At 46.6% G+C, this 26,770-nt stretch carries 31 protein-coding genes; 6 read left to right on the top strand and 25 right to left on the bottom strand.

Annotated features, from left to right (window positions below):
* Positions 1-511: 511 nt before the first annotated feature.
* On the bottom strand, positions 512-1,543 hold the full coding sequence (locus tag NGM62_RS18360; protein ID WP_262249751.1) for a replication initiation protein: 1,032 nt from the start codon (positions 1,541-1,543) through the stop codon (positions 512-514).
* A gap of 3 nt (positions 1,544-1,546) precedes the next feature.
* Positions 1,547-1,813, bottom strand: coding sequence for a hypothetical protein (locus tag NGM62_RS18355; RefSeq protein WP_262249750.1), 267 nt, complete (start codon positions 1,811-1,813; stop codon positions 1,547-1,549).
* Positions 1,814-1,952: 139 nt separating this feature from the next.
* Between NGM62_RS18355 and NGM62_RS18350 the strand changes: the two genes are divergently transcribed.
* Together NGM62_RS18350 and NGM62_RS18345 are read left to right on the top strand one after the other, a co-directional pair.
* Positions 1,953-2,639, top strand: coding sequence for a SprT-like domain-containing protein (locus tag NGM62_RS18350; RefSeq protein WP_262249749.1), 687 nt, complete (start codon positions 1,953-1,955; stop codon positions 2,637-2,639).
* Between the two features lie 90 nt (positions 2,640-2,729).
* A complete protein-coding gene (locus NGM62_RS18345; RefSeq protein ID WP_262249748.1) occupies positions 2,730-3,068 on the top strand; it encodes a single-stranded DNA-binding protein in 339 nt (112 codons plus the stop codon).
* Positions 3,069-3,151: 83 nt separating this feature from the next.
* Here NGM62_RS18345 and nrdI read toward each other — a convergent pair whose 3' ends face one another.
* The 5 genes from nrdI to NGM62_RS18320 all read right to left on the bottom strand — a co-directional run bounded on the left by nrdI (position 3,152) and on the right by NGM62_RS18320 (position 6,762).
* Positions 3,152-3,532 carry a class Ib ribonucleoside-diphosphate reductase assembly flavoprotein NrdI gene (nrdI, locus tag NGM62_RS18340; RefSeq protein WP_262249747.1) on the bottom strand — a complete coding sequence of 127 codons (381 nt, stop codon included), beginning with the start codon at positions 3,530-3,532 and terminating at the stop codon, positions 3,152-3,154.
* 460 nt (positions 3,533-3,992) lie between these two features.
* On the bottom strand, positions 3,993-4,364 hold the full coding sequence (locus NGM62_RS18335; RefSeq protein WP_262249746.1) for a hypothetical protein: 372 nt from the start codon (positions 4,362-4,364) through the stop codon (positions 3,993-3,995).
* Complete coding sequence (locus tag NGM62_RS18330; RefSeq protein WP_262249745.1) at positions 4,361-5,050, bottom strand: SOS response-associated peptidase; 690 nt, start codon at positions 5,048-5,050, stop codon at positions 4,361-4,363. The genes NGM62_RS18335 and NGM62_RS18330 overlap by 4 nt, the downstream gene beginning before the upstream one ends.
* Positions 5,051-5,066: 16 nt before the next feature.
* Positions 5,067-6,332: a Y-family DNA polymerase gene (locus NGM62_RS18325; RefSeq protein ID WP_262249744.1), complete on the bottom strand. Its 1,266-nt coding sequence runs from the start codon at positions 6,330-6,332 to the stop codon at positions 5,067-5,069.
* Complete coding sequence (locus tag NGM62_RS18320) at positions 6,295-6,762, bottom strand: LexA family protein (RefSeq protein WP_262249743.1); 468 nt, start codon at positions 6,760-6,762, stop codon at positions 6,295-6,297. Before NGM62_RS18320 ends, NGM62_RS18325 begins: the two co-directional genes overlap by 38 nt.
* Before the next feature lie 66 nt (positions 6,763-6,828).
* Between NGM62_RS18320 and NGM62_RS18315 the strand changes: the two genes are divergently transcribed.
* Together NGM62_RS18315 and NGM62_RS18310 are read left to right on the top strand one after the other, a co-directional pair.
* Positions 6,829-7,089 (top strand): hypothetical protein, encoded by a 261-nt coding sequence (locus NGM62_RS18315; RefSeq protein ID WP_262249742.1) that lies wholly within the window; start codon positions 6,829-6,831, stop codon positions 7,087-7,089.
* Between the two features lie 425 nt (positions 7,090-7,514).
* Positions 7,515-7,829, top strand: coding sequence for a hypothetical protein (locus tag NGM62_RS18310; protein ID WP_262249741.1), 315 nt, complete (start codon positions 7,515-7,517; stop codon positions 7,827-7,829).
* Here NGM62_RS18310 and NGM62_RS18305 read toward each other — a convergent pair.
* The 4 genes from NGM62_RS18305 to NGM62_RS18290 all read right to left on the bottom strand — a co-directional run bounded on the left by NGM62_RS18305 (position 7,795) and on the right by NGM62_RS18290 (position 10,155).
* Positions 7,795-8,073: a hypothetical protein gene (locus NGM62_RS18305; protein ID WP_262249740.1), complete on the bottom strand. Its 279-nt coding sequence runs from the start codon at positions 8,071-8,073 to the stop codon at positions 7,795-7,797. The two genes, NGM62_RS18310 and NGM62_RS18305, sit on opposite strands and share 35 nt — an antisense overlap.
* A 334-nt stretch (positions 8,074-8,407) precedes the next feature.
* The gene (locus NGM62_RS18300; RefSeq protein WP_262249739.1) at positions 8,408-8,917 is read right to left on the bottom strand and encodes a JAB domain-containing protein; all 510 of its coding nucleotides are present in this window, start codon (positions 8,915-8,917) and stop codon (positions 8,408-8,410) included.
* Positions 8,918-9,206: 289 nt separating this feature from the next.
* The gene (locus NGM62_RS18295; protein WP_262249738.1) at positions 9,207-9,458 is read right to left on the bottom strand and encodes a hypothetical protein; all 252 of its coding nucleotides are present in this window, start codon (positions 9,456-9,458) and stop codon (positions 9,207-9,209) included.
* A 346-nt stretch (positions 9,459-9,804) separates the two neighbouring features.
* A complete protein-coding gene (locus NGM62_RS18290) occupies positions 9,805-10,155 on the bottom strand; it encodes a DUF6876 family protein (protein WP_262249737.1) in 351 nt (116 codons plus the stop codon).
* An 18-nt stretch (positions 10,156-10,173) separates the two neighbouring features.
* On the opposite strand from NGM62_RS18290, the gene NGM62_RS18285 reads away from it, so the two are divergent.
* Both NGM62_RS18285 and NGM62_RS18280 read left to right on the top strand, forming a co-directional pair.
* Positions 10,174-10,368, top strand: coding sequence for a hypothetical protein (locus tag NGM62_RS18285; RefSeq protein ID WP_262249736.1), 195 nt, complete (start codon positions 10,174-10,176; stop codon positions 10,366-10,368).
* A gap of 91 nt (positions 10,369-10,459) precedes the next feature.
* A complete protein-coding gene (locus NGM62_RS18280; RefSeq protein ID WP_262249735.1) occupies positions 10,460-10,705 on the top strand; it encodes a hypothetical protein in 246 nt (81 codons plus the stop codon).
* 69 nt (positions 10,706-10,774) lie between these two features.
* Here the strand turns inward: NGM62_RS18280 and NGM62_RS18275 are convergent, their stop codons facing one another.
* From NGM62_RS18275 to NGM62_RS18210, 14 genes are all read right to left on the bottom strand, one after another.
* Complete coding sequence (locus NGM62_RS18275) at positions 10,775-11,164, bottom strand: helix-turn-helix domain-containing protein (protein ID WP_262249734.1); 390 nt, start codon at positions 11,162-11,164, stop codon at positions 10,775-10,777.
* Between the two features lie 181 nt (positions 11,165-11,345).
* Positions 11,346-12,443 carry a PorV/PorQ family protein gene (locus NGM62_RS18270; protein WP_262249733.1) on the bottom strand — a complete coding sequence of 366 codons (1,098 nt, stop codon included), beginning with the start codon at positions 12,441-12,443 and terminating at the stop codon, positions 11,346-11,348.
* 1 nt (position 12,444) lies between these two features.
* The gene (locus NGM62_RS18265; RefSeq protein ID WP_262249732.1) at positions 12,445-13,146 is read right to left on the bottom strand and encodes a PKD domain-containing protein; all 702 of its coding nucleotides are present in this window, start codon (positions 13,144-13,146) and stop codon (positions 12,445-12,447) included.
* Positions 13,143-17,879: an Ig-like domain-containing protein gene (locus tag NGM62_RS18260; RefSeq protein WP_262249731.1), complete on the bottom strand. Its 4,737-nt coding sequence runs from the start codon at positions 17,877-17,879 to the stop codon at positions 13,143-13,145. Before NGM62_RS18260 ends, NGM62_RS18265 begins: the two co-directional genes overlap by 4 nt.
* A 620-nt stretch (positions 17,880-18,499) precedes the next feature.
* Positions 18,500-19,114 carry a hypothetical protein gene (locus NGM62_RS18255; RefSeq protein ID WP_262249730.1) on the bottom strand — a complete coding sequence of 205 codons (615 nt, stop codon included), beginning with the start codon at positions 19,112-19,114 and terminating at the stop codon, positions 18,500-18,502.
* 25 nt (positions 19,115-19,139) lie between these two features.
* Complete coding sequence (locus NGM62_RS18250; protein ID WP_262249729.1) at positions 19,140-19,652, bottom strand: hypothetical protein; 513 nt, start codon at positions 19,650-19,652, stop codon at positions 19,140-19,142.
* 65 nt (positions 19,653-19,717) lie between these two features.
* Complete coding sequence (locus NGM62_RS18245) at positions 19,718-20,719, bottom strand: conjugative transposon protein TraN (protein WP_262249728.1); 1,002 nt, start codon at positions 20,717-20,719, stop codon at positions 19,718-19,720.
* The gene (gene traM / locus NGM62_RS18240) at positions 20,716-21,735 is read right to left on the bottom strand and encodes a conjugative transposon protein TraM (protein WP_262249727.1); all 1,020 of its coding nucleotides are present in this window, start codon (positions 21,733-21,735) and stop codon (positions 20,716-20,718) included. The genes NGM62_RS18245 and traM overlap by 4 nt, the downstream gene beginning before the upstream one ends.
* The gene (locus tag NGM62_RS18235) at positions 21,728-22,387 is read right to left on the bottom strand and encodes a hypothetical protein (protein WP_262249726.1); all 660 of its coding nucleotides are present in this window, start codon (positions 22,385-22,387) and stop codon (positions 21,728-21,730) included. Before NGM62_RS18235 ends, traM begins: the two co-directional genes overlap by 8 nt.
* On the bottom strand, positions 22,387-23,163 hold the full coding sequence (locus tag NGM62_RS18230; protein WP_262249725.1) for a hypothetical protein: 777 nt from the start codon (positions 23,161-23,163) through the stop codon (positions 22,387-22,389). The genes NGM62_RS18235 and NGM62_RS18230 overlap by 1 nt, the downstream gene beginning before the upstream one ends.
* The gene (locus tag NGM62_RS18225; RefSeq protein WP_262249724.1) at positions 23,160-23,714 is read right to left on the bottom strand and encodes a DUF4141 domain-containing protein; all 555 of its coding nucleotides are present in this window, start codon (positions 23,712-23,714) and stop codon (positions 23,160-23,162) included. Before NGM62_RS18225 ends, NGM62_RS18230 begins: the two co-directional genes overlap by 4 nt.
* Positions 23,668-26,148, bottom strand: coding sequence for a VirB4 family type IV secretion system protein (locus NGM62_RS18220; RefSeq protein ID WP_262249723.1), 2,481 nt, complete (start codon positions 26,146-26,148; stop codon positions 23,668-23,670). Before NGM62_RS18220 ends, NGM62_RS18225 begins: the two co-directional genes overlap by 47 nt.
* Positions 26,145-26,453 (bottom strand): hypothetical protein, encoded by a 309-nt coding sequence (locus tag NGM62_RS18215; RefSeq protein ID WP_262249722.1) that lies wholly within the window; start codon positions 26,451-26,453, stop codon positions 26,145-26,147. The genes NGM62_RS18220 and NGM62_RS18215 overlap by 4 nt, the downstream gene beginning before the upstream one ends.
* 2 nt (positions 26,454-26,455) lie before the next feature.
* A complete protein-coding gene (locus NGM62_RS18210; RefSeq protein ID WP_262249721.1) occupies positions 26,456-26,704 on the bottom strand; it encodes a hypothetical protein in 249 nt (82 codons plus the stop codon).
* Positions 26,705-26,770 lie beyond the last annotated feature (66 nt).

The following is a 26,770-nucleotide window of genomic DNA, read 5'->3' as shown; positions in this document are numbered from 1 at the left end:
AATAATGTACGGCACTATTGCCGCTTAAAAATTAACTAACTATTGGATACGAAAATTCTGTAAAATCTGAATGGCCATAACTTACATAATATTAACACGTTATATCCATACGGTGACAAAAAGCGAACTTTTAACGGTTGCACCGTGTTTCATACCGTTGACAAAAAGCGAACTTTTCGCCGCCGCGCAATAAAACCAGTTGTTTTAATGATGATTTCATTTCCAATTCTGACGTTTTGACATGCTTTTCAGTGGAAACCGGTCTGTATCAACCTAAATGCCTTATTTTTGATTAAAATTGTTTTAATCATTTGTATTTGTAGGCCGAAAATTGAAGCTGTAAACACTTGTATATTAAACATATGCGTTGGCTTTTCGGAAATTACCGTGGACAAAAAGCGAACTTTTCGACGACAAAAAGCGAACTTGGTATTGACAAAAAGCGAACATTGCCGTGGACAAAAAGCGAACATTGAATTTCCACCGTGGACAAAAAGCGAACTATTTCCATCTATTTCAAAAATTCATTCACCAGTGACGTTATTACGTACCGGTTTTTCTGCTTGATGGTATGGTCTACCTTTTCGGATAATTCCTGAATCTTGTTTACGATACGCCCGTAATTGAATACTTCCGGACTGAATATCGGACTGATTTTTTCGATATCCTCGTCGGTGCATTTAAAGTGCGTTTTAAGCAACGATATTATCTGCTCGACCTTTTTATCGCCATCCTCCAAAAACTCCGGCGTAATGACCTTAAAATTGAATCCAACGACCTCGTTTCCGTTCCTTTCCTCAAAATCCTTTGCCCGGCAGTTGAACCAGCAATCCGATTTCTCGTATAATTCTTCATGTGCGGGCATCAGTACACGCCTTTTGAAATCAGCATACCGGGCATATTTGCCATCCACACCAAGAAAGGTGTACAGTTCATCCTTGGACATATAGAACCCTCCCTTGGATTTCCAACTGGAAATCAGTTTGTATAGCTTCGCGGCATACTTGGTTTTCACGCCCTGGGCTATCTGATAGGCAAAGCGTGTATAATTGATGGCCTGTCCCCGGGCGTTCCTATCCAATCGGATAATGAGGTCGGCCACCATCGGGTCAAACTTAACCCTGATAATGCCCCGGCCGTTCCCGCTCTCCGGCATATCGGCAATGAACAGGCCGCCCGTGCGCTCACGGGCTTTTCCATCCTTGTCTTTGTACTTGATTGAAATATTCATCGATGACATCTGCCGGATGGATTCCTTGACCTTTGGATATTCGCGGGGGCTGCTGATATCCTTTAGTGGAATATTCAGCATTACCATATCCGAGCCGAACAAATCCAGTTGCTTGTAATTCTCACCGTTGAATGATAGTTTGATGGGGTTTTGCAGGTAATATACGATAGCTGTAAATACGCGCTCTTGGTAAAGCGTATAATCCGATACCGCATTGGTTATACGGTTCGGCTGAATAATGTGGTCGCGGATTTCAGGCAGCATTATCACTTTCTTTCTTTTGGCCGTGACGTGCTTTTTTTTCTTGTCCATCGCTTAATGTTTATCGTTGGTCATTAGTTTTTCAAGGTTTTTCTTTGCCGTCAGATATTCGTCCACCGCATAACGTGTGTCGCTGTACTTTTTACGTAAGTCCCGAAGTTCTGTTTTCATCTGGGCATTTTCCTTTTCCAAAGTTAAAAACATTTTCGCGGCTCTTATTAATGCCTGTGACATAGGGGTTCCGTTGAATCGTTCATCGAGTGCCGTCATCAATTCTTTTTCCCTGTCCAAGTTACGAATCAATACCGTTTTGTAATCCATAGCGATAATCATTTTGTTGAATACAAATATATAAATATGTTTGAATATAAATATATATTTATATAAAAATATTTTTATATAAATATTGATATATTCGATGTTAAAGATTATATTTGTAATGTACATTACAATAAGGGATATGGCAATCACGGAAAAACAGTTTACAACGATTGAGGGTCTTTTTAACTACTACAACGTAGAATTGTTCAATGGCCAACTAAAGGACTGCCTTTTGAATTTGAGCCGTAAGAATGGCGCTATGGGCTTTTTCGCGCCCCGCAGGTGGAAAGATAAGACCGGCAAGCAAATCATCCATGAAATCAGCATCAACCCGGACACGTTCAATGTCGATGACGAGGAACTGCACCGCACATTGGTTCATGAAATGTGCCACCTGTGGCAGGAAGATTTCGGCAAGCCGTCCCGTCGATGCTATCATAACAGGGAATGGTCAAACAAAATGATATCTGTCGGTCTGATGCCGTCACACAATGGACAGCCGGGCGGCAGGGTAACCGGTCAATCGATGAACGATTACACCATCGAGGGGGGCAGGTTCCAACAGAAGTACCAAGACATCGTTTCATCGGGAACCGATGACTTGAAGCTGCCATATTACCCAGCCAAGCCGTTGTTGGTAAACGCAGTTGCCGTACTGGCGGGTGAAACCGATACCGGGGAAGAAAGCGGGGAAGAGGGTGAATCGGCACCAAGCGCATCCGGAAAGAAAGTCCGCTACATGTGCGACTGTGAAATAAAGGTTTGGGGCAAGCCGGGACTTAATATCCTATGCGGGGATTGTGGCCAACCATTTTCAGCCACATAAAAATATAAACATATATTTATATATATGTATGTATATATATTGATTTAAAATGCTATATTTGAATACATTAATTAATAAACACTAAGTATTATGTCTATCCATGTAGGGCGGGTAACCGCAGATGCCACGGTCAAAGAGTTTGAAAGCGGCAAATCAGTAGTAAACTTCACCATCGCGAAAAACCGGTCGTACAAGGCCAAGGGAAGCGACGAATGGAAAGAAAAAACCACGTATATCGAAGTAGCCTACTGGCTCGGTACGGGTGTCGCCTCGCGGCTTAGAAAGGGCGCCGTGGTGGAAGTGAATGGGTGGGAAGATGTTCGGGTCTACGAAAACGGAAAGGGTGAACACGTTGGTGTAATCACGCTGCAAGCCGATGACATCGTAGTCCATAGTTCGGGTTCACCGACGACAAATAGCGAAGATTAATCAATCCCATCCAATATGCAAAGGCTCTTTAATCGGAGCCTTTTTCATTGCCGTTCGTATTATGGATTTTTTCATCCGGGGCATCAAAGAATATGTTCGCTTTTTGTCAACCCTTGGATAAATGTTGCCACATCGCTGTCAAGCCCGGACAATTCAAACTTCAAAATAATCGGCAATCCAAAATCGGTGCTAATCCGGTCTGCGGCCATCCCATAGGTTCGACCCCAATTGGTGTTACCACTGGAAGAAACGGAAAGCAAAAAGCGATGGTTATCCTCTACGAATTTGCGGGTCAATTCCGGTATTTCACCGTCACGGTCAGTATAAGTTATTAAATGCCCCTTATCCCTTACCAATAACCCCGGAGTTATCCTAACGGCACGAATGTTATGCCCGGTGGCTTGCAATTTGTCCACAAACCGCTTTACATTGCCCGTACGGCTTTCAAAGTAAATGGTGGCCATAACAATTGGATATAGAACAAAGTTAACCTTAACGCCTAATAACCCGCAAAAAAGGAAAATCAACCTACCTAACCTGCCCGCGCGGCGAGCGCCCTGCGGAGCAAAAAGAAAATCCCGCTGTTAACACTTCTGCCGATGCTTTCCGGCGGTCCCGCAGGGAACCGTGGAAAGACTGTTAANATATAGAACAAAGTTAACCTTAACGCCTAATAACCCGCAAAAAAGGAAAATCAACCTACCTAACCTGCCCGCGCGGCGAGCGCCCTGCGGAGCAAAAAGAAAATCCCGCTGTTAACACTTCTGCCGATGCTTTCCGGCGGTCCCGCAGGGAACCGTGGAAAGACTGTTAACACTTTTGGTCAGCTGCAGCTGCCCAGGAACGAAAAAGTGTTAACACTATTTGGGATGGCCGCGGTCACCGGCACCCTGCTCCGGGGCGGTGGTGTTAACAGACCCTGCATTAATTTGGCGGGTCGGTATCGTCCTCCTGCTGCCGGAAATAATCGTCTAACGCTTCTTCGGAAGTATCACGCCAATCAAGATAATCACCATACCATTTTTTGGCTTCATCGATAACCTTGGACAGGTCGTCGGGATTGTCAATTATCGTGCGGTGTATGACAAATACCGCCTTGGCGGTTTCGCCGTTGGGGTAGGGTCGTTCCCAAACGAATTTCGGGCCATCATACTTCGCAATGAAACCATCGTCCGCAGGTAAAAGTTCCATTACTGTATTGCTTGGCCAATGAAATATGACTACCCGGTCGTGCAGCGGGATTTCACCGGCAATCAATTCGGTAAGGATTGAAAAATCGGGAATCGAATATTTCATTCTACCGCCTCCTGTATTTCCGGATAATTGAGATTCCCCTTTTTGGCCGTCACACGTTCCTTGGTTTGTTGTTCAAGGAAAGTTCCGTCCCACGGTTCCATCAGCGCCTGAACATCAACCTTATCTTTGGCGCTCAACCACTCGTCCCGGCGCTCTTGGGGGATGACCAGCGGCATTCTTTTCTTATCATTATGGATGCGTTCCAGTTGTTCGTTTGCGGGGGTTGTTATCACAGAAAAGGTCGGCATGCCGTTCCAAACGGCATAGATGATGCCCAGGGTGAAAATTTCCTTTCCGGGCAGATGCAGGTAATAGGAAACCGTGTCCTTTTCGGATAGCTTGGGCTTGTGTGGCTCGTAAAATCCGTTTACCCAAAGAAGTCCGGTATTAAGGGAAAAGTGTCGGTACAGGGGGCTTGTAAAAAGCGTTTCGCTTTTGGCGTTAAGTGTCAGGTACTGCCTGTAATCGGATTCTTCCTTTACATTGTTTCCCATAAGCCACCACCGGGACAATCCGATACTGTCCGGGGATTCTTTCAGGGTTGTGGGTAGCCAAGGGCGGTCAAACCCCCGCACGGCAAAATACTCATCGTCGGGCGCATAAAGGTTACCGTCCCAATCTACATGGTATTTCGGGAATAAATGCTTTAACTCGGCCTTGCTTGGGGTGGAAGTGAAATAACACATATACGAATGTAATGATTTATATTGCTTTAACAGTTATGATTTCGGAAAGTTTAGTGGTATAGCGCTTGGAGCGGAAGTCCTGTTTCATAGTCCATTTGCCCTCGTTGCCGCTTGCCGCAACCCTGACCGTGTCGCGGCCGTTGCGGGCGTTAATCGAGTCCATTGCCCTGAACGCGCTGGCCATCCTGACGCGCCTTTTGACCGACCGGTCGAAAAGGGATTGCTGTACTTCGGTATCCGGCCGGATGTCCGACAACAGGACACCGACCTTTTGATATCGGTATCCATCCCTGAACGTTTTTTTCAGTATCCAACCGGCCACCTTGATAAGTTCGCCGGTGTTTGCGGTGGGTGTGATTAGCCGCACTTCAAATCCGCAGGCGAACCTTTCCGCTTCCCCGACGAAATCGCTCGTCCTCGCATATACGTAAACCCTGCCGCAAACGGAATTCTGGGAACGCAGTTTCGCGGATGCAAGCGATACGTAGGTGGCCAATGCTTCGAGCAAAACAGCTAAACGCGATTCGGGTTTCCCGAATGAGCGTGAAGTTCCGATTCCTTTCTTGGCTTTCCTGACGTATTCCATAGGTATGCAGCTTTCCCCGTTCAACTCCCGCCACATCCGCAAACCGACAATCGTCATATTCTTCAACACCCAATCGGGGGGGAGCCGGGCGAATTTACCGGCGTTGTCTATGCCCATCGCTCTTAACCTTGCCGCATGTCTGCCGCCTATTCCCCAAACATCACCGATTTCTGTGGCTTCAAGTGCCTTGGCTTCCTGTTCCTGTGATTGCAGGACGAAAACGCCGACATCCTTGTATTTCTTTTTCGCTATGCGGTTGGCAATCTTGGCAAGTGTTTTCGTCCTTGCTACTCCGATACATACGGGGATGCCGGTGCAGTTCAGGATTTCAGACCTCAATTCCGCTGCGAGTGACAATGGGTCGATAACGGTAAATCCCCTTAAATCGCAGAAACATTCATCAATGCTGTATATCTCTTGGTCAGGGAAATAGTTTCGTATAATCGAGGTAACCCGGTACATCATATCTTGGTAAAGGGCGTAATTGCTTGAACGTACCCAAACATGGGGGTGGGTATCCTTTAGCTGAAAGTATGGGTGTCCCATCTTGATGCCCAAATCCTTTGCCTCCTGACTTCTCGCAATCGCGCAACCATCGTTGTTGCTCAACACGACACCTGCCTTATCCTGTAAATGGGGTTGAAAAACCCGCTCGCAACTAACGTAAAAATTGTTGCAGTCTATCAGCGCGTACATGTTTCCTGTTTAATTGATTCAATATGGTATGTGGTACGACACCCCATATTTGGAATTGGGTGCATTCAGTCCTTTTGATGGGTTTGTATTTCGGATTGTCGGGCATCAGGTATTCATCACGTCCGGATTTGAGATAAACGCGCAATATAAAATCCCCGTCAAGCACACCCACAACGACATCCCCGTTGGACGGGGTTAACGACCGATTGACGACCAGTAGGTCGCCATCGAAAATACCCGACCCGACCATGCAGTCACCGATAACACGAGCGTAAAAGGTGGCTTCGGGATAGGACGAAACATAGTCGTTTAAGTCTATCCGTTCTTCCTCGTAGTCCGTTGCGGGGCTTTCAAAACCCGCATGGATGCGCTCACCGAATAAGGGTATTAACCTGCCGGACGGCTTCACTGTAAAAATCTCCACTTCCATCGGGACAAATATACTAACTAAATATATTAGCAAACAAGCGTGGGTAATTATTGTTATTTTGGCATCATGAATTTTGTTCCCCTTACCCACGCTATACTGCGCACCTTACAGGGCAGGGGATACAACGTATTGAAATCGACATCCCGGTGGGGGGATGAAAGCCCGACATTCATCCCCTCGAAAATCGAGGGGGATATTTCCGAATACCTTTTGAAGATGGATTTAAGGGGACTGCTGAACGAAAACCCGCATTTTCTTGTTATCAAAGAAGCATTGGCCATCCCCGAAAGCCAACTTTTCGGCTACGTATGGGATGACGAACCTTAACCTGCCCGCGCGGCGAGCGCCCTGCGGGGCAAAGAAGCGGTTTCCGGATGTTAACACACCGCCCCTGAGCGTAATGCCGGTGGGAGTGACCATCCCCCGGAGTGTTAACATTTTATGCACGTGCCTGGTGCAGCTTCCGGCAAAAGTGTTAACACTTGGTCAGCTGCTCGATGCGCCGGCCGGCCGAATTCTTCCGGAGACTGTTAACACATCCCCTTTGGCCGGGTGGGTTCAAACCAACATCCGAAGCAAGTCCGGGGAACGTACTGGCGGCCGGTGCATGGCCAAAAAAAGCTGCTATCGGCAAGGGCTTGGGCGTTGGCCGGAATAGCTGCTTTGTGCGTTCGTCAATCCTTGCGCAAATGCAGGGAAGTGGCGCAGCTTAGTGGAACGGCGCGAGACACTTACCCAATGCCGCGCGTGGATTGACGGAAAGGGAACCGGGCGCGGCCGTTCAGCTTGGCCGGGGTGGAAAAGGTGTGTGCATACGCCTGCCCGGAAGCATGAGGACAGCCGTATGCACACTCCTTTTGAGCGTGCGGTTTACGTACGATGGTGGAATTGGGACAAGGGCAAACAGCGGACGTAAACGGCAAATTGGGGATACCGACAGTAGGGTGGGGGTGATGGGTATACAGCAATGGCCGTACCTCGATGGTCGGCCATTGCTGTTGGATGCAAAAAAAAGCCCCGAGGGGCTTAACTTTACTTTAGAAAATAATGGAGTAAACCAAACATAGCGCCTAACTGTGCTACCCAAAACGCAAACATCCATTTGATATGGTTCGCGAATTCGCCTTTTATCTCGGCTCTAAAATTCGCCAAATCTTCACGGGTAGCAAGATGCTCAATTTTCCGTTCTACTGTTTTAACAATCTCGGCTTCGTTCGCGTCTTCCAGATACTGGACGACTTTCCTTGCATCATCTTCGTTCTTGATTGTTTTCCTAAGAATGTCGAATACTTCTAACGTTGTAGCTTTCATAGCTGAAAAATTATTTAAAGTTACAAAATAAAATTTGATTTACGCGGGCTATACAGGCATAATGAGACAAATTCCGTCAAGGTGGAGCCGGTAAAAATTTGCGGTGGCTCCGCGACCGCAGGGAGTGGATACCCCAATTTTTATCGGACTACCTTGAACCCGGAGCGCAATGGCCATGTGAGGGCAGGGGGGTGTACGGTATTTGGATATTATGGTTCTAACTTTGCCGTGGGAAATCAATTTTTATTCCTGCAGAACGTAGAAAGCACCTGCCCAACCCTGAAACCCATTGACGGCCTCGATGGGCGGCAAGGGGTTTAAAAAAGGGATAGGGTTACAGTAACCCCTCGTCCCTAAAAGAATAGTGGCTTTCCGGAGTTAAGATGATATGGTCTACGACTTCGATGCTAAGTAATTCGCCCGCCTCGGCTGCTTTTTTGGTCATCGCAAGGTCTGCGGAACTGGGTTTGAGTGTTCCGGATGGGTGGTTGTGTGCAAGTATGATTTTGTGTGACCCGGACAGCAATGCGTTGGTAAACATCAATTTCATATCAACCGGCACACCATCGATGGTGCCATCGGCTATTTTGAAAAATCCGGATAATTTCATCCCGTTGGTGAAATATAGCACATAGAAACTTTCTTGGTAATGCAGCCGGTCTTCGTCCCATACTGTCCGGAGAAAGTTGGCAATACGTATTGAACTATTCAATTCGCCCTTGTTAAGTGAATTGATGTGTTCCGATTTTTTGTATTTAAGTACGAATTCATTGGCTACCATTTCCGTTTGTGGGGCCTGATTGCTGTAGTTTTGTGCGGATTCGAAATTTAGTGTAGTTTGCATAATAAACGGATTTTAATTTTTTATGCAAGAGGGTATAGGTCGGCGACCCAGCCTGTCAATAGGACTGTGGAATACCGCAGGAACGAGGATATGCCGCAAAAGCCTATTTACTGGCTAAAGGGTAACGTCCTACTTTTGCTATAAAAAATTAATGGAGTTGCAAACGGATTTAAATTCGGGGCAAACTTGTGGCAATCGGGAAATGGAAAGCACCTGCCCAACCCTGAAACCCATTGACGGCCTCGATGGGCGGCAAGGGGTTTATAGGAACAAAAAAAGCCCCGTGGGGCTATTTGTTTTGCAGTTCATAATCAATACCGACAACCAATTTGGATGATGGTATTTCCTGTAGGAAATCGGTGAGAAAAAAATCAGCTTCATTCATCGTGTGTTTATCGTACAATGCAAATCTAAACTCTCCATCATCATCGTGCGGCCCGCTTGCAAGTACTTTGTTTGCCACATCAACTGCGCGCTGTGTTTTTAGGAATAAAATCATGGTTCGTTCTGATTGGGGCTGTGAATTAGATAATTTGTCCATTGTTGGATGATTAAAGTTAGAAAAAAATTTGATTTACGCGGGCTATACAGGCATAATTAGACAAATTCCGTCAAGGTGGAGCCGGTAAAAATTTGCGGTGGCTCCGCGACCGCAGGGAGTGGATACCCCAATTTTTAGCGGACTACCTTGAACCCGGAGCGCAATGGCCATGTGAGGGCAGGGGGGTGTACGGTATTTGGATATTATGGTTCTAACTTTGCCGTGGGAAATCAATTTTTATTCCTGCAGAACGTAGAAAGCACCTGCCCAACCCTGAAACCCATTGACGGCCTCGATGGGCGGCAAGGGGTTTATATGAGCAAAAAAAAGCCCCGCAGGGCTTTGTTCAGTACTCGCTTGGGAGCAATACGGTTCCATCGATTACATAAAGCCTGACGGCATCGCCCATAAAGCCCATTAACTCTACACGCATACTACACAGAACATTACCGTTGCCGTCATCTACGGTGATTCCAAAAAAGCACCCGGTCATCCTTTCCAGCCTCCAATGTTGAAAAGACTGCTTTTCCAATTCCTCTTGGGCTTTGGCTATAACCAAAAAGTACCCGAAACCACCGTGATTCTCCACCAGGTGTTTCGCCCCGTCTGTTATCTTTAACTGTAAGAACCTGTGATAAGTAGAAGTGCAGGTGAAATGCCTGAACCCCGGACTGTCGTTAAGAAGCGCAATAGCCATAATGCATAATGATTTAATGTGAAACATTCAATTAATTATGCACGCGGCCCATACAATGGCAACGACTACCGGCAAGGTGGAGCCGGTAAAAATTTGCGGTGGCTCCGCGACCGCAGGGAGTGGATACCCCAATTTTTAGCGGACTACCTTGAACCCGGAGGGCAATGGCCACGTGAGGGTAGGGGGGTGACCGATGTCGGGGCCACTGTATAACTTTGTGCTATGATTGATTGAAATACATCCATCCGTAGAAAGCACCTGCCCAAACCCCGCGTATCGGGTTGCCCCTCGATGGGGTAACCGGATGCGGAAACCGTTAACACTTTTGCCGGTGCTTTCCGGCGGTCCCGCAGGGATCCGCGGAAAGACTGTTAACACTTTGGGCGAGCTGCAGCTGCCCAGGAACGAAAAAGTGTTAACACTTTTAGGGATGGCCGGGTTCACCGGCACCCTGCTCCGGGCTTGTTGTGTTAACGGTCTTGCTCCGTGCAACTGGCCCACCGTCCGCATTCGGCGAAGCGAACGGGTGAAGCGGATACCGGCCGGGTGACTAAGGCCACGTGGCGTATGAGCGGAACACGCGGCTACCGGAATTTTCCTGCACCGACCGTTGTATGCCCTAAGATTTGAAAATCCCCTGAATGTCCACCCCGTGCCTTACCAGTACTTTCAGGTATCCGTCAAAGGTCGTATCCTCCCTGTTTTCAATCCAAGAAAGCGCACCCTGTGACATACCCGCAAACTCGCACACCTTTTGCCATCCTATCTTCTTCCTTTGCCTTTGGTTCTTCAATTCCAGACTAACCCTGTCCTTTCCTCCGAAAATGATATTCAGGTCAACACCGTTTTCCGCAAGGAATTTAAGGTAAAGGACGTATTTCTGCTGTTTCCGGTTTTCGATATAGGAAAGCGAACTTTGCCCTATTTTGAGAAGCTGGCACATATCCTGCCATGTAATGCCTTTCGCCCGTCTCGCCTCTTTCAGCGCAAGGCTAATACTGTAGACCATCAGTAAAACAAACGGTTAATCATTGTCGTAAGTGCGGATTTAAACTGTATCAAATACCCGTTTCAAAAACAGTAGCCGAAGTTGAACAAAAAAAACGGCAAAAACAAATGATATTCTTTGATGCCCATTATGAAAAAATCCATGTAACAACCTGACCCCTAAAGCCCCGTCGAAAGCTGATTCACTCGAACACTTGGAACGACAGTCCCAATTTCAAAAGGCTTCCGGTTCCGACCCCGTTGTTTCCGGACGGTATTAGGAATGCCCCATCTATTCCCACCCTGTTATATCCGAAGAAACTGCCGAGGCTTAGTCCGACCGTGAAATAATTAAGCCTGTTGTAATGGTCGGGTTCCTTGGAGTATCCCGCCCGGAACGCAAACCTGTCCTGAAAGGAAACTTCGCCGCCAACGGATATCCCGGAGCCTGAAAAATCCCCGAAAGACTTGGCAAATGCATCGAATATATTGGTGCCATCGACACCGGGGTCGTGACCCGTGGGTATGAGTGTCTTATTCCAGTCAACGCCGAAAAACACGTAACTGTTATCGCGGTCGAAGATACTCCTGTACCCGGCACCGATGCGCATGGTCTGCGGAAGCAACGATTTCTGCGTACTTCCTCCATAGCCCAGGGGCGTACCGACATTGGAAATCGTCAGCCCAAGGTGTAACAGTTGGTCGTCGGAATTGAGCGGCAACTCCCCGTATCCACCCACGTCCACGGCAAAGGCAAATCCGTTCGTCCCGTCATCAGCAACGCGGTTAGCCCCAAGGCGGGAATATATGGCCTTTGCGTTAAGGCCGAGCGAAAAGTAACCGAACCGCTGCACATATCCGGCACCGATGGCCATTTCATAAGGTTTGAAATAATCGGATTCATTACCCTGTTCGTCGGTAAAGAACACATCCCCGTACGTGAGGTACTGCATAAACCCCGACAGGTAGGATGCATTCATTCCACCGCCTCCGATGTAATGGTTGGTTGATAGGCTCAACAATTTGACATCGCTCGTTATGCCCGGAGCCAACGGATTATACGTAATCCCCACATCGTGGAGCAATTCACCCGATGGGAAAGCGATTCGGGCCGGATTAGAGAAAACCGAATGGGCATCGGGCAAGGGGGTAGTCCGGAGATTCCCCATACCCGCGCTGCGTGTGTCGATGTTCACATTCAGGAATTCCGCACCCGTGGGATAACCGGTTGTTTCGCTTTCCTGCGCGGCCAAAAACAACGGAATCGAGGTAAAAGCTATGGCAATCGTTATCAGCTTCATACTATTCGACTGTTATGCGTGTTTCAACTTCGTCTGAAAATGCGCTATTGTTATCAAGCACGCGCAACCGTATGACATACGTCCCCGGTCGAGGGAAAACATGCCTGACTGTCGGCGATGGGGTTTGGAACGAAACCCCATCGATGGTAAATTCATAACCGCTGATTTCACCCCCGAAACGTTCATCTTGGTCGTATGAACCTGTGGCCGAAAACTCGTATTCGCGCGCGGTGATGGAACGGCTTTCCAACACGGCCACGGGTTTCAGGTTATCGAATACGTAAAGGTTAAGAATCACTTCCGTTTTTTGGTTAAAACGGTCTTCCGCGACGAACCGGATTTCGTTGTCCCCGGTCTGCTTTGGGGAAACCGAAAGCTCCACGACCTCTTGGTCAACGCGGACGCTCGGCAACGCCATTTCCCTGCCTTGGTAATACCCGGTAACCCTACCGGAATCAAGGACGATTTGGCAGCGCCAAAGGTTTTCGTCCCGGTCTGACATTTTCAGCCGCAGGTTGTAGAACGATGGCGGGTCGGCTGAATACCGCAGACTGTCGGTATACACATCGTGGGTATTGTTATCATCGTCCAGTATCCAAAGCTGCGGGGCTTCGTTGTAGCCCAAAATCGCTTCATCCCTGTCGCTGCACCCAACGGATGCAGCGACAACGCAGCCAAACGCTATTCTTAGGAATAATCTCATAACACTAATACTTTGATGGTTTCGTGTGCCTTTCTATCCTCTCGCCTTAACACGAAAAGGTAATAAGTGCGCGCGACCAGTCGATTGAGGTTCTCGATACCGATATCGTTCTGTCCGGCGTTAAGGGTAATATCCTGCTTGGCAACCAACTTCCCGGAAATAGTATAGATTTCAAGCGTTCCGTTAACCGGCGTATTGCTTTCATTGAAAGCGCGTACCTGTGCTTGCCCGGAACGGATTGGATTGGGATATACAACTGTTTTTTCAAACGGTGTGTCGTCCACGACTGGCGTGTCGGGCATATTCGGTGGGTCAATAATTATGGTGTCCTCCTGTACGGTAATAAACTGTTCTTCGTTTAACTCCACCATACATCCCTCGTCACTAAACACCCTAACGGTAACATCGTATACTCCGGGCTTATTATAGAAATGTTTGGGGTTCCGTTCATCTGACGTGAAACCATCACCGAAACTCCATTCCCATCGTACCGATGGATTGCTGTTCGGTACATCGTCCAAGGTAAATGTTACAGGCGTCCCCTGCATTACATCCGTTGCAGAAGCTGTCAACCGGACATCGGGGGTCAAAGAAAACACCTGTACTGGTGTGCGCTCACTTTCGCACCCGCCCGCTTGGGCGGTAACGTAAAACGTTTCGGTGCCTTTCATCACGTGGCGCAACGTGGCCCCTTCGGCAAAGTGTTCACTTTCGTTTTGCCTGTACCACTTATAAGCGATGTTAGCGTTGCCCAGGACAGTGGAATTTGCTCGCAATTCAATGGTGCTGTTATCGCATGTTGCCGTATTGCCGGAAATAACGGGTGCGGTTGGCACCGGTGCGACCGTAATGACGCGCGTTTCAACGGTAACGCAATTTTCCGCATTGCCATAGGTGTATGTGATTTCATGTACACCAACACCCGCTTCCGATGGAACAAAACGGCTTCCCTGCACGCCATTTCCAGTAATTTTTGTGCCGACTGGCAACCCCTCAATCATGAGTAATATATCGGGCTCATTTAGGCAAACGGTTGTATCTGCGCCAACATTAAGTTCGGTAAGTGCTACGACTTCAATTGTAAATGAGGTCGTACTTTCACATCCGTGCTCATTGACATAATTATAAACTATCGTATGGTGGCCGATACCTGCCTGAGACGGCTCAAACCGGTTATAAACCACACCGTCGCCCGTATATTCTCCGTTTAGGGGATTTGTGTTGATTTCATCAAGCAACAAATCTTCGCCGTTTATACAGATTTGTTGGTCGGGAATCCGCTGTAAGGGAGTTGGAGAATTTACCGTTACTTCAAAGGGCAACGACATCCTGCTGCAATTGTTGTCATTGACAACGGTGACCGTGTAAACGCCGCTCGATGACACCCGGATTTCACGGGTTGTTTCGCCTGTATTCCACCGGTACAACTGTCCTTCCGAGGCTGTCAAAATCGTTTCTTCACCCTCGCAAAATTGTGTGCCAAGCGTAGATGAAATGGTAGGAACATCGTTCGGTGTAACGGCTATGGAAACATCGTCACTTGTGCGTTGGCATCCCGCTGCGTTTGTTACGGTAACGGAATAATTGCCGGGGTCGGTTACACGGATTTCGCGTGTAGTACTACCGTCTGACCATAAATATTCCACCCCCGGTGACGACGACAAAATGACGGTATCACCATCACAAATGGTAGTTTGGCCAATAACCGTAATCGTGGGCTTCGCGATTGGGGTCACCCGGACCGAAACAGGTTCGGATTCCCTGACACAACCCTGCTCATTGGTCACATAAGCCGTTAGGGTTTGGGACGTATGTACGGTTATGCTTCTTGTCGTAGCACCGTTTGACCATCGATACCCATGTGCAACCTGGTCAATGGTTAAGATGACGGAATCACCCTCGCAAAATTCGAGCGGACTGGATGCCGTAACCGTCGGCACCGGAAGCGGGTAGACATTAATGTCAACCACTTCGCTAATAGCTACGCAACCGTCCGGTGATGCGGAACTGACATAAACGGTTGAATTATTTTTTATAACCGTGGTGTGTCCAGTATCACCGTTGCTCCAAGTATAAGTGTATCCGGCAATCGGTGTTACAGAAAGCGTAACGGAATCACCCTCGCAAAACTCCGTTGGGCCTGACAGGTTTATTTTTGGAATGGGGTTTGGTTTCACGGTAACCTTTACCGGGTCACTTGCCCTTTCGCATCCATCATCATTGGTGATATAGGCAGTTAACACCTGCGTACTGCTTACTGTGACTTCCCGCTCCGTACTACCGTTCGACCACCGGTATGATGGTGCTTCCTGCTCGATGCGTAGGGTAACGCTGTCGCCTTGGCAGAATTCCAATTGCCCGTTAGCCGTAACTGTCGGCTTCGGTATCGGCTTAACGTTGATTGTTATGTTATCCGACACGGATTCGCAACCTTCCGCGTTAATGACGCGGACGTTTATGAGCGCGGATGTTTTAACAGTTATGCTTCGGGTTGTTTCCCCGGTTGACCATAGGTATTCACCTTCTTGATTTACCGTCAATACTACGGAATCACCTTCACAAAACTCGGTTTGTCCAAACAATGAAATTGAAACCGGCCGGTTATCACGGACACTTACAGTTACCGGGTCGCTTGCCCTTTCGCATCCCTCGTCATTGCTGATATAAGCTGTGTATACTCCCGGAGTGGAAACAGTGATACTCCGCGTGGTTTCGCCGTTTGACCAACGGTAACTTGCCGCGGTTTCGTTGACCGTTAATGTAACTGATTCGCCCTCGCACAAATCCACATCACCACTTGCGGTTACGGTCGGTTTGGGTATTGGATTGACTGTTACCGAAACGGCATCAGATACGGATGCGCACCCATTTTCATTGGTTGCAATAACGTAATATTGCCCGGTCGTCTCGGCTATAATTTGGTAGCCTTGGCTTCCATCATTCCACGTATAAGTTACCCCGGGTTGCGGATTATTGATAGCAATGGCAACTTCATCACCCTCGCAAAACGTGGTTACACCAAGCGGTTGGATGGTCGGCTTTACGTTCGGCAATACACTCACAGTTACCGGGTCGCTTGCCCTTTCGCAATCATCTTTCACAATGTAAGCGATATATGTACCGCTTGCTGACACTTCAATTTGATTCCCGGCCTCACCATTAGACCACCTTATCTCGTCGGCACCGGCCTCATTGGTAACCGTCAAGGTTACGGTCTCACCTTGGCAAAACTCCAACGAACCGGATGCAGTTACCTGCGGCTTTTGTATTGGGGTAACTGTTACAGCAATGGGTTCGGATGATTGTGAACAATTGTTATTGCTTGCAATTACATAATAATTTCCAACTGTGCTGACCGTGTTCTCGATGCCTTCAACGCCATTACTCCAAGTATAAGTTACATCTGCTTGGGCATTGGTTACTTGTAACGTGACCGATTCTCCCTCACATATTTCGGTACTGGAAAGCGCGGCAATTTCGGGCTTTTCATTCGGAAGAACAGTTACGGAAACCGGGTCACTTATACGTTCGCAACCGTTGTTATTGGTAACTGTTACGGTGTACTGGCCGGGATTATCCGTTGTAATACTTCTGGTCGTTTCTCCATTCGACCAAAGATATGATGCTCCGGGTGATGCAGTTAATGTAACCGAATTGCCTTGGCAAAAGGTTAAATCACCGGTGACAAAAATGTCCGGTTTTGGATTGGGGTTAACAATCACTTCGATTGTTTCACTTTCGGCCACACATCCATTGGCGTTATTAGCCCTTACCGAATAGATGCCTGATTCTGTCACCGTTATACTTTGTGTGTTTTGACCGTTACTCCAAGTAAGGTTAGGGGTGGAGCCATCGGGCATCGATGCCGTTAAAATAACGGAACCACCCTCACAAAATTCGATTGGCCCGTTGACCAAAATTTCAGGGGTTGGATTCGGTTGGACAATTATCGTGGTGGGTGTTGACGTATTGCTGCAGCCATTTTGGTTAGTTACCCGGACACGGAATGAACCCGTTTCGGACGTAGAAAAAATTTGGCTCGTACCCACGACATTATCATCTTCATCGAGCCATTGATAAGTCAACCCCTCCCCTGCTGTTGCCGCAAGTACCGCGGTTTGCCCTTCGCATATCCGGTTGCCTCCGGTTTGTACGGTAATGTTGGCTTGCGGCAATGGGGTGGCTGTTAACGACATGGTTTCGGACGTACTTTCACAACCCCCATTGCTCACCGTAACACTGGCGGTTATGCTGTTGGTCACAGTTATTTCCCGGCTTGTTTGCCCGGTACTCCATTCATATGTATATATTTCTCCCTCCGGTGCTTCGGGTGCGGACAGCGTTACTTGTGTCCCCTGACAAAATGTATTCCCCGAAATGGATTTAGTAATGGTTGCTACTGGTACTGGCGTAACTTTTAAGTCTATTTCTTTAGTATAAAGGCCATTGTCATATTGTTTTGTCGCAACGATTTTATACATACCCGGGGACAATGAACTTTTATCTATGATATTGCCTGTTTGTAATGTCCCTGCTTCATCATTTAAGTTAAATGTAACTCCATCTTTATCGCTGAAATGGTCGTAAAGGTCTAATAACCCATCGCCTGTACAAAAGGTTATCAAGTCGGTTTCAGGTAGATTTATAAAAGAGGCCATGACCGACCTAATGGTAAAGGAATACACTTCCTGAACAATGGGTATTCCTCCGTCTTTTACGGCTTCGGTACGCACATAATTATTACCACTTGTGGGCGGTAAACGAGAAGTCCAAAAACCGTCCCGTGAATTTCGTGTGTGGAAAGCGCGGATAGGTCTGTTTATAAGCGTATAACTTACCTGTTGGTTTGTTGACGGAGTGTATATAATACTCTGCATTTCGCTTCCCCCTGTCCCACTTTTGTAGTAGAATGTAGCATAATATTGGTACATAAAGTAATCATGGTTGAACCATCCGGTTCTTTCCCTCCAATAGCGGTCAAACAGTTTGGCGGGGGGCAATTGGTGAAGTGTTATGGATGGGCCGGGTGAACCCGAACCAGGATAATAAACAACTATCTCCCGTTCGCTGCCCTGAAAAAAATTGGGAATTTGAAAATCATTCACCCTCCCTTGAGGCAGATAGTTTACACTGCGGGTAAATGAGGGTGAAACGGTCAAATCCAAGGGATTAACATCCTTCGACGTTGACGTTATCAGCGGATTAATAATGGCTGGCCAATAGTAGGGATATTCGCGGGTTTGCTCGTCTGTTCCTGAATAACGATAATTTTCCTCGTCTTGTCCAAAAGCCAAAATCAGATTAAATAACAACGGTATAAATAACGATAGCTGTTTCATGTTTTTTGTAAAATCTAATTTACCACCTCACTGAAACTATACATTTGCCAATACTCACCATCATACTTTAATAGCACAATCGAACTCATATAGGTGTCCAGGAACGGGAATGCAAGCACTTGAAAACCTGATTCGTCTTGCAGGTCGCTCACCCATAATTTTATGTCAGGGAAATTCACGGAAATCGGGAGACCGTTACTTGTATTATTATGTAAATGAAAGTTCTTGCTATACGGAAATTCCACTACCGGACACCCATATTCCTCTGCCCATTCAGTATCCACAGAAACCGTGACTTTATCATCTACTCCAAAACCATTCGGTGTATGGATAATGTATGCCTTTTCGCATGCAGTCGTACCCTCCTGTATGTGGTCTTTTGAATCTTTCCCGGTTGGCAACCCGTTTTCGTCCACTTCACTGACTTGCCTACCCGAATACCTATATTTCTTTCCGAAGAATTTTTTAAGATATTCCTCGCTATACTTTATTTGCTCATCATATGATAGATTCAGGAACTCCGAAGCTGCACGGGGTTCCGGTTCCGTTGGCTCCGGGTCGCCCCCTTTCTTACAACTGGTGGCTAATACTACAGAAAAAACTAACAGGGTCTTAAGAATCGTTTTCATGGTCAAAAGTTTTTGTAGTGATATATTAAAAAAGTGTGAATTTAAACATTAGTCCTACCTCATAGCGTGTATTGCCAAAGGCGTTTTTAAACAGGTATGCTTGGTTTCCGAAAAGTGTAATTGTCATAGATTGCTCTATTAAATAATATTCCAACTCTGCCCCTCCTTTGGCTCCATATGAAAAGCCCGATTCATGTTTTTTTAGGCCGGTTAGGATATCATACATGCCGGTGGCACTCAAACGTAAATTGAAAATCGCTTTGTTGCTGAACCAAAACGGAGAATAGCCAACCCCAGCATCAGCACCATAACTTGAAAATTTCGCTTGGTATGGCCTTCCCCATTCTCCGAACACAGCCGGGGAAAGGAAAAATCCGTTACCCATCAGATAGGAATAGCCGACCTTGGCACCCCCTCCGATGTCAGAAAAAAAGCCGCCAAAATAGACGTTGGCACTTTCCCGGCTACGGTACATCTGTGCATTTGACTGGAATACCGATATAAAGATAATCGATATGGTTATAACGGTAAGTTTCATTTTCGGTAGAATTTGAGACAATAAAAATATTAAAATATTCGATACGATTGAGCGATTATTTTCAATTATTGGATTCTGCGCCCTTTCAATAGGTCACTGCTTGTTATGTCGATTTCAAGATTACGCACACCGTCCTTTTCCAAAAGGGATACCGTTAACTTTTGGTTTTCGGCAATCGTGAACTGGTCAAGTGCAAACAGCACGTTCTTAACCTCCTGACCCGCCCGAACCTGCTCAACAAGCCCTTTGGTGACGATGGGTTGCAAATGGATATCCTGTGCGGTACTTGCTTGCCGTCTTTTTCTTTTCTGCTGTACAAAGAACATAACGGCCTCGATTTGGTAATCGATTGGACTTTTGTTCGTTATGGACAGATTGAAATATACCTGATTATTGTAAAAATAAATACCGGTAATTGCCATCCCGGTTTTATACCGGAATGTCGAATGCGTATTGGGAAAAGTCATGCTTTGCGTTTCGCGCAAAACATGCTCCGCATCGGCCAACGCCTTATTTTCCTTTTCTTCCTGTAGTTTGTCCCGTTGTGCTTCTTGGCTCAATAGGATGGGTTTTCCATCCGTGAAAATATAATTCAACGTGTCCGGGTCGGCATCATACGAAACGATTAACGAGTAGTATTGGCCGTTCTTGGTTATAATGGTGATGTTCGTTTCGGGAAATTGTTCCACTGCCGCTTTAACCTTTACTATGTTCGGTTTCTGCGTAACCTGAAAAAGCAAATCCTCGCTTCCCACATCGTAGAAATCAAGTTCCCCGTCGAAAACTATAAAAGTGGTCTTGTCATAGCTCACTTTTATGTGTTTCGTTAATATTTCCTGTCCAAATGTAATCCCCGAAATCAGGAACAAAGCGAACAATACACACGTGTATTTGATAAAGCGGTTGTTAACACTTCGGCGCACCTTTTCCGGCGGTCCCGCAGGGATCTCCGGAAAAGGTGTTAACATAATTTCGTTCCTGGGCAGCTGAAGCTGTCCAAAAGTGTTAACACTTTGGGCGGTGCATGCCGCCTTTGGGTAGATGCTCTGCAAAACCGGTGTTATCATTTCAGTACCAAATTATAATTGTCCGTCACCAAAATACCGTTTTGGTTACCCCTGTTCCTCGTCAGCAATTCCTTGGCCCCTCGGCTGATTGAGCCGATGACCGGCAAGCTGTAAAGCCCCGTGCTGCGCAGTATTTCATCACCCGCGTTATTGGCTATGGATTCCTGTTGATGGTTTACCTCCTGCTGCGTGATTTTCAGCCCTGCCATGCCGTCACCGGCATCGTATGCGGAAAGGTTCGCCGGGACAGCGGTATTTCCGACCTGAACGGAGTTTACCGTTACATTCAATCGGTTTTGGCCTTGGGATACCGAGCCGTACACAATGGTATTTCTCGGTATATTCTGACCGCCGACATTTGCGGCTTTCGTAAGCCGCAATTTGATTACCCCACCCGGTTCGACAAATTGGTCACCCATTGTGACCACGCTTATCCCGGCCAATGCACCCGCACCTTTTCCAACGCTGCCATCGATAAACCCATCACGGCGGCGGCGCTGCTGCGCTTGGATGGGCAAAGCATTGTCCTGCGGTTCCTCCGCGCTCCCCAAGATTTCTTTTTGTGCTTCGATTATATGTGAAGTCTCGTATACCGCTTTGCCACCCCCGGACGATGCCGACCTACGGGTTTCACTGGGTCTGCTTGCAGCGACCGTATTTTCCTCTGCTTTCGGTTCATAAGGTTCCCAATCCGTAACACTGGCTTCGGTTACTTCTTTGGTTTCGGTCGTATCATCTTCATCCAGTCCCGCTATACGGAACATCAATGTATCTATACTATTCTGTTCATCGACCTGTATCTTCGTTCGGCCGGTTCTGAAATCGTTCGGATTGTCCTCCCTGTACTTCATCATTTCTTGGTAGGTGAACTTATCTTGAACCCGTGCCGTGGGTGCATTGGTCACTTCAATACTGTCTTTTTCCTTGCTTCCCGCAAATAGGTTATATACCACAAGGAATAATGCAAGTCCCAAGACACATAGAATCGAAACAACAATTACTTTTGCTCTATTCATCGCTTTCTAACTTTTTAAATTCCTGCCTATACGTTCTGAAATATAAACCGACTTGGTTTTCCGGATATTGAGCCGTATGGTTGACCAGCGTACCCTCCGACAGCACCAAATATCTTTCGGGTTTATTGTTGTTGTCATAGATGGTCATAATGGATTGGAAACGGACTTTATACGGTTCTTGGGTGATATCCAAATCCAACAGCTTGTCGTAAGTCGTCTCGAACACCACGCCCCTCGTAAGCGCATCCCCGTACGAATTCTGCGTGTTGAATTGTGAAAAGATACGGTTTGCATCATTACTGTTTACAAGGAACAAGGCCCGTGATTGGTTCTCCTTGATGGTCAGCCGGTCAAAACTATTCAGGTAATAGGTGGTATTCGAGCAATGCGTTTCAACAAATGCCCGCAATTGTTTTTCCCTTGTCGATAAATCAGCGGGAATAACGTTACCCGCTCTATCGATAACCTTTAATTTGTCAACGGTAGACACGTGTACGCTGAAAGCCCAAAAAAGGACAGCCACAACCACGAACACACAAAATCCTACCACAACTTTCATCATCAGCGCACTGCTGCGCTTGGCTACAAGCAAATCATCGTAACCTTTAATGGTATTCACTTTATCGATTTTCTCTTTACCGGTATTTGCCATTATAGTAAGTTAAACACCCTTGAACCCGCGATTTTGTACAGGTACAATTTAAGTACAAGCATCCCAATCAGTGCAAATGTCGTATACCCGCCATCGGTCACCATATACTCTTTCATTCCCTCGGCAAACAAATGCGCGACCATAAAAGCGGGGACTAACAGGTAACAAACAATCATATGCTTTACCCACGTATAAAAATACTGCTGTGTATCCTTGGACAGCAAACAGATTACCGCTATCGGCGATACCATTTCCAACAAAATCAGATAAAGGTATCTTCCCGTGATAGCGATGCCGAAAAGCCAATGGTCAATGAAAGAAACTATTGGCTTGACTATGATGACACCTATGTAATCAAAGAAGTGTGCGGCCTCCATTGCTGCCAAACCCATTACGCTCCTTGATGTCTTTTCGACAACTTCCTCTTTAAGTGCGTCCCAAATGGGTTCCGGCTCTCCCCCTTTCAGACCGGAAAGCAAGGATTTTTCCATGAGCGAAAGCACGTACTCCACTGCCGATATAATTGCGGGGCCTCCCGAAATAACCAACTGCGTTAAAATCAAGGGATAGATTAGGGAAAGGAACGCCTTTACATCAACCCTGCCCGTTTGGGAATCGTATGCCATGCGATACCTTTTGAGAACCTCCAACATGATAATCACCGTAGCAAACGCCAACGCAACGCCCCAAACAGCCATAGTAAGCGTTTCAACCTTTAGATTCTGATACGCCTGTTGGGCTTCCTGATATCCGAAAAAAACCGTCGCTAACTTCATTTCCGCTGGCTTGCCATTTTATCATACAATTTCAGAACATCAATCGTGGCTTGGGCCCTCGATTCCAACGACTTCAATTCATCGTCCCTGCGCTTGGTTTCCTCCCGGATGTTCAACGCCAATTGCAAACGCTCTCCGTCCGACATATTCAGCCCATCGGTAAGGAACGTTTTCAAAAACTCGACGTTCGCATTGTTCATTTTAATGATTTGGTCGGTTTGTTTTTTAAATGCCGAAACAACATCGTAATTGTCCCCGGCATTCATGTTAAGGTTCATTATCAGATTGCTTGCCCTGCCCATCAATGCCACCTGTTCCTGCATCACCTCACTGATAAGCGATACCTGTTTCAATTTGCTGCTCACCTCTGAAATCATTTGGTTCGCCTTTTTAAGTTCATCGTAGGTATCACCAAGTATTCTCGACTGCTCGGCGGCTTCTCCCACGAGTTTTATTGTCTGCGCCAAATTACTCGCATCGAACACCGCCCATTGTGCCTGGGCTTTAATTGAGAACAACGCCACCGCCATCAGTAGCATTGATTTTCGCATTGATTTTTTCATGGTTTTTCATCATTAGTGCGTGAATAGCATCGGGCATATTGCCATGCTCTTTATATAAGTCCTGTATTTTCTTCCAAGTTTCCCCGTCCGTTTGGAAAGCGTAGAATTTTTCGCGCGAAAATTCCAGTTTATGCACAACCGCATAGGCATCAAGGAATCTTATATAAACCTCGTTATATGGCCTTTCGGCCGCAAAATTGAACTTAATGGAGCGCATTAGGTCTATATGCGCCTTGTTTTTGATATGGAATGATTCGATTACTTGGTCGTAAACCGTTTCGGTGGTAGGCAGTACATATAGCAATTGCGTGTTTGCAATGATACCCTTTGTATATTCATTGTCCGGAAGCTGCACCGGCGACTGGATAATCGTATAGATGGCACCGTTTTCTTTCCGTAATTTCTGATAGGCAAAAGCTACGGTGGAGTGTATATCGTCACCCGAAAAATAGTCTTTGAGTGATTGAGTTTCGGCGTATTCGTCAAAAATCAAAACTCCCTTTGTCGACCGGTCGGAAAGGATTTTGTTCTCAACCGTATCGAAAATCGCGGTCATGATAACCGAAACAAGAAACGGGTCTTTCTTTATTTCGGTCAATTCAAAAACGATGAAATCATTGTTCCGGATTTTATCGACGGTGTTATCGGCCGGTGCGCTGATATTCTCGTACATGCCTCCCGGCATGAACTCGGAACAGATGTGCAGGAAACTTTCGGTATCGAAATATTTTTCCGGTACTTCAAGCTTTTTGAGTACCTCACTGATATTATCACGGACGAAATTGTAGAACGATGGAAAGCTGTGGTTTTTCCTGACCCGGTTGTAGTATTCTTTTATGACCTTGGAAAGCGCTATCACCGCGTTTGCCTCGGTATCAACGCTACGTTGCCGCCAATACTTCAACACGATTGCGGTCAGTGTATTGACCTTTTCCGGCGTTAATTCCGAATCATTCTCGATATGGAAAGGGTTAATGCCAAGGTTCGTATCCGAACGGTATGCTATATGAGCCGAACGTTCCGGATATAGCATGGCCAATGTTTTGAAACTGCTTCCGAACTCAACGACGATTGTTTTAACGCCCTGCTCCAAGAACTGTTGGGTAATATTGAGCGTGGTCGCGGATTTTCCCCCTCCGGTACTGGCCACAACCATCCCATTGCGCGCGGGGATCCGCTTGGCCCCACCGTTCCATAAGTCCACCTTTCGGGGTATTTGGAAAATCCGGTCTGTGAACAGAACCCCGTCCGGGTCATCGCGGTAGGCGCTGTAGTTAATCGAAAAGGAAAGGGCGGCGTTCAGGTCAGCCGTGAACAGATAACGGTGGTCTAATTTCTTTTCGCGGCCTATGACACTTCCAAGGAAAATATTGTAAAGGCCCTCGTAGCTTGGCATATAGTATTTATAGCCCTTGTTGACAAACACCTCTTTTATTTTCTTCTCCGCTTCGTACAATTTGGTTTCGTCCTCGTCCCACACCATCACATTGAAATGAACCCGGCATAATAGGGCATCGTTTTCAAGGATGTCATTTTTAAATTCTTCCAGTTTATGGTACTTGTACTTGATTTCGGAACCGAACGCCCGGTACTGGCCGTGTAATAGGATACGTTGGTCTAATTCCTGTTTCATCAAATCGTTTCCGGGGAACGAAATGATTTGGTTGATAACGTGGTTTGCATGCAGGTGGATACCAAGTTGCTCCAATCGCGCCATATTCAACGTCACATTTGGCGAATCGATGGTATTGTCGGTTACGAAAGCATCGAATGTATCGGGCAGGAAGTTTTCATCCGATACGGCAAAGAATGAACCGGTAGCCGCGCCCAGGCGTAACCGCTGTTCAAATTTGATGTCCTTTACACCGTTGTCCTCATTAAAACCATTGACGAACTTGAAAAGGTAATATTTCAATTCGTCATTATCGAGCCGTTTTATGTTTGTTTGCTCGATGTTCTTAATCACCGATATCGCACTATCTACGGCATCTATGAAATTGTCCAGTTTTTCCAAATCACTCTTGGAAAGGCTCGACTTGAATTTCAGGGGGTTTTGGTTGTAGGCTTTATCGAGTGTTTCAAGGTGGCAGATGGTAAAGGCCAACACACAGAAATGCTTTAGGTACTCCCGTCCCCTGAAATGTTCTTTCTCTGCATTGGAAATGAACGTATCCGGAAAATCATGGATATCTGGATTGTAGTTGTCTTTAACGAAAACATCCTGTCGGTGGTAGAAACTATCCGGCGGCATGTCCTTTAACGCAAGGTGGAAAGCGCTGTGCCTTTTTTCCAGTGAATGTATGTCAAGTGAATAAGGTTCGGGGTTCTCCACCAAATACGCAACGCATACAGAACCGTCCTTGGTTAACAACATGTCACCCATCACCCCCAAAATCGAATATGCTTGACCGGCTGTAATCATAGGTATTTCAGTATATCGTGATTGCTCACAATCCGGATGGTCTTTCCGAAGTTTGTTTTGCTCGGTTTTGACTTTTTCGTCAGGAAACTTTTCAGTATGGCCACCACCGGCAAGCCAACCAAAACAACGGCCACCCCCCCTATCGCCGTGGAACCGCTCATTTGCTTTAATCCCAAAATGATTAGTCCACTTCCAAAGAGTAGGAATCCAAGCGCGACCGCCACAATCAAGAAGAAAAAGGGAATAGACAAACCCCAAATCAATGGTTTTGTGTCTATTCCTTTCCTAACGACTATTTTACGCATGGTTAAACATTCAGGCTTGGCTTGTTCGCATTGATAATCGCGGCAACACCTGAAAGGATGGCCATCAATATCATCACGCCAAGCACCAAGTAAAGCATTTCAAGCAAAGCATCCTTGCGGGTGCCTTGGTTTCCTTTATCGACTATACGGTCGATGTTCAAAAGTCCGTGACCAAGGATAACGGTCAGGACTAACACCATAAATGCTGGCCATAGCCACTCATTGAGAAATTGGTTCGCTAAATTCTGCATGTCAAAAGTTTATATGTTAATAATCACTATTGTCCGACTAAAGTCAGTATTGTTCATATTTAACTA

Source organism: Parapedobacter soli, assembly GCF_025460835.1.
Taxonomy (GTDB): domain Bacteria; phylum Bacteroidota; class Bacteroidia; order Sphingobacteriales; family Sphingobacteriaceae; genus Parapedobacter; species Parapedobacter soli.
This window is presented reverse-complemented; position numbering and strand designations above follow the sequence as displayed.

Coding starts and splice junctions, on each gene's coding strand:
- traM (WP_262249727.1), bottom strand. CDS start 21,735: ATGAATAGAGCAAAAGTAATTGTTGTTTCGATTCTATGTGTCTTGGGA.
- NGM62_RS18305 (WP_262249740.1), bottom strand. CDS start 8,073: ATGAAAGCTACAACGTTAGAAGTATTCGACATTCTTAGGAAAACAATC.
- NGM62_RS18280 (WP_262249735.1), top strand. CDS start 10,460: ATGCGGAAACCGTTAACACTTTTGCCGGTGCTTTCCGGCGGTCCCGCA.
- NGM62_RS18295 (WP_262249738.1), bottom strand. CDS start 9,458: ATGGACAAATTATCTAATTCACAGCCCCAATCAGAACGAACCATGATT.
- NGM62_RS18335 (WP_262249746.1), bottom strand. CDS start 4,364: ATGAAATATTCGATTCCCGATTTTTCAATCCTTACCGAATTGATTGCC.
- NGM62_RS18330 (WP_262249745.1), bottom strand. CDS start 5,050: ATGTGTTATTTCACTTCCACCCCAAGCAAGGCCGAGTTAAAGCATTTA.
- NGM62_RS18245 (WP_262249728.1), bottom strand. CDS start 20,719: ATGATAACACCGGTTTTGCAGAGCATCTACCCAAAGGCGGCATGCACC.
- NGM62_RS18220 (WP_262249723.1), bottom strand. CDS start 26,148: ATGATTACAGCCGGTCAAGCATATTCGATTTTGGGGGTGATGGGTGAC.
- NGM62_RS18250 (WP_262249729.1), bottom strand. CDS start 19,652: ATGAAACTTACCGTTATAACCATATCGATTATCTTTATATCGGTATTC.
- NGM62_RS18320 (WP_262249743.1), bottom strand. CDS start 6,762: ATGGAAGTGGAGATTTTTACAGTGAAGCCGTCCGGCAGGTTAATACCC.
- NGM62_RS18230 (WP_262249725.1), bottom strand. CDS start 23,163: ATGAAGTTAGCGACGGTTTTTTTCGGATATCAGGAAGCCCAACAGGCG.
- NGM62_RS18350 (WP_262249749.1), top strand. CDS start 1,953: ATGGCAATCACGGAAAAACAGTTTACAACGATTGAGGGTCTTTTTAAC.
- NGM62_RS18255 (WP_262249730.1), bottom strand. CDS start 19,114: ATGAAAACGATTCTTAAGACCCTGTTAGTTTTTTCTGTAGTATTAGCC.
- NGM62_RS18325 (WP_262249744.1), bottom strand. CDS start 6,332: ATGTACGCGCTGATAGACTGCAACAATTTTTACGTTAGTTGCGAGCGG.
- NGM62_RS18215 (WP_262249722.1), bottom strand. CDS start 26,453: ATGCGTAAAATAGTCGTTAGGAAAGGAATAGACACAAAACCATTGATT.
- NGM62_RS18235 (WP_262249726.1), bottom strand. CDS start 22,387: ATGGCAAATACCGGTAAAGAGAAAATCGATAAAGTGAATACCATTAAA.
- NGM62_RS18270 (WP_262249733.1), bottom strand. CDS start 12,443: ATGAAGCTGATAACGATTGCCATAGCTTTTACCTCGATTCCGTTGTTT.
- NGM62_RS18265 (WP_262249732.1), bottom strand. CDS start 13,146: ATGAGATTATTCCTAAGAATAGCGTTTGGCTGCGTTGTCGCTGCATCC.
- NGM62_RS18210 (WP_262249721.1), bottom strand. CDS start 26,704: ATGCAGAATTTAGCGAACCAATTTCTCAATGAGTGGCTATGGCCAGCA.
- NGM62_RS18275 (WP_262249734.1), bottom strand. CDS start 11,164: ATGGTCTACAGTATTAGCCTTGCGCTGAAAGAGGCGAGACGGGCGAAA.
- NGM62_RS18360 (WP_262249751.1), bottom strand. CDS start 1,543: ATGGACAAGAAAAAAAAGCACGTCACGGCCAAAAGAAAGAAAGTGATA.
- nrdI (WP_262249747.1), bottom strand. CDS start 3,532: ATGGCCACCATTTACTTTGAAAGCCGTACGGGCAATGTAAAGCGGTTT.
- NGM62_RS18315 (WP_262249742.1), top strand. CDS start 6,829: ATGAATTTTGTTCCCCTTACCCACGCTATACTGCGCACCTTACAGGGC.
- NGM62_RS18300 (WP_262249739.1), bottom strand. CDS start 8,917: ATGCAAACTACACTAAATTTCGAATCCGCACAAAACTACAGCAATCAG.
- NGM62_RS18355 (WP_262249750.1), bottom strand. CDS start 1,813: ATGGATTACAAAACGGTATTGATTCGTAACTTGGACAGGGAAAAAGAA.
- NGM62_RS18345 (WP_262249748.1), top strand. CDS start 2,730: ATGTCTATCCATGTAGGGCGGGTAACCGCAGATGCCACGGTCAAAGAG.
- NGM62_RS18225 (WP_262249724.1), bottom strand. CDS start 23,714: ATGCGAAAATCAATGCTACTGATGGCGGTGGCGTTGTTCTCAATTAAA.
- NGM62_RS18290 (WP_262249737.1), bottom strand. CDS start 10,155: ATGGCTATTGCGCTTCTTAACGACAGTCCGGGGTTCAGGCATTTCACC.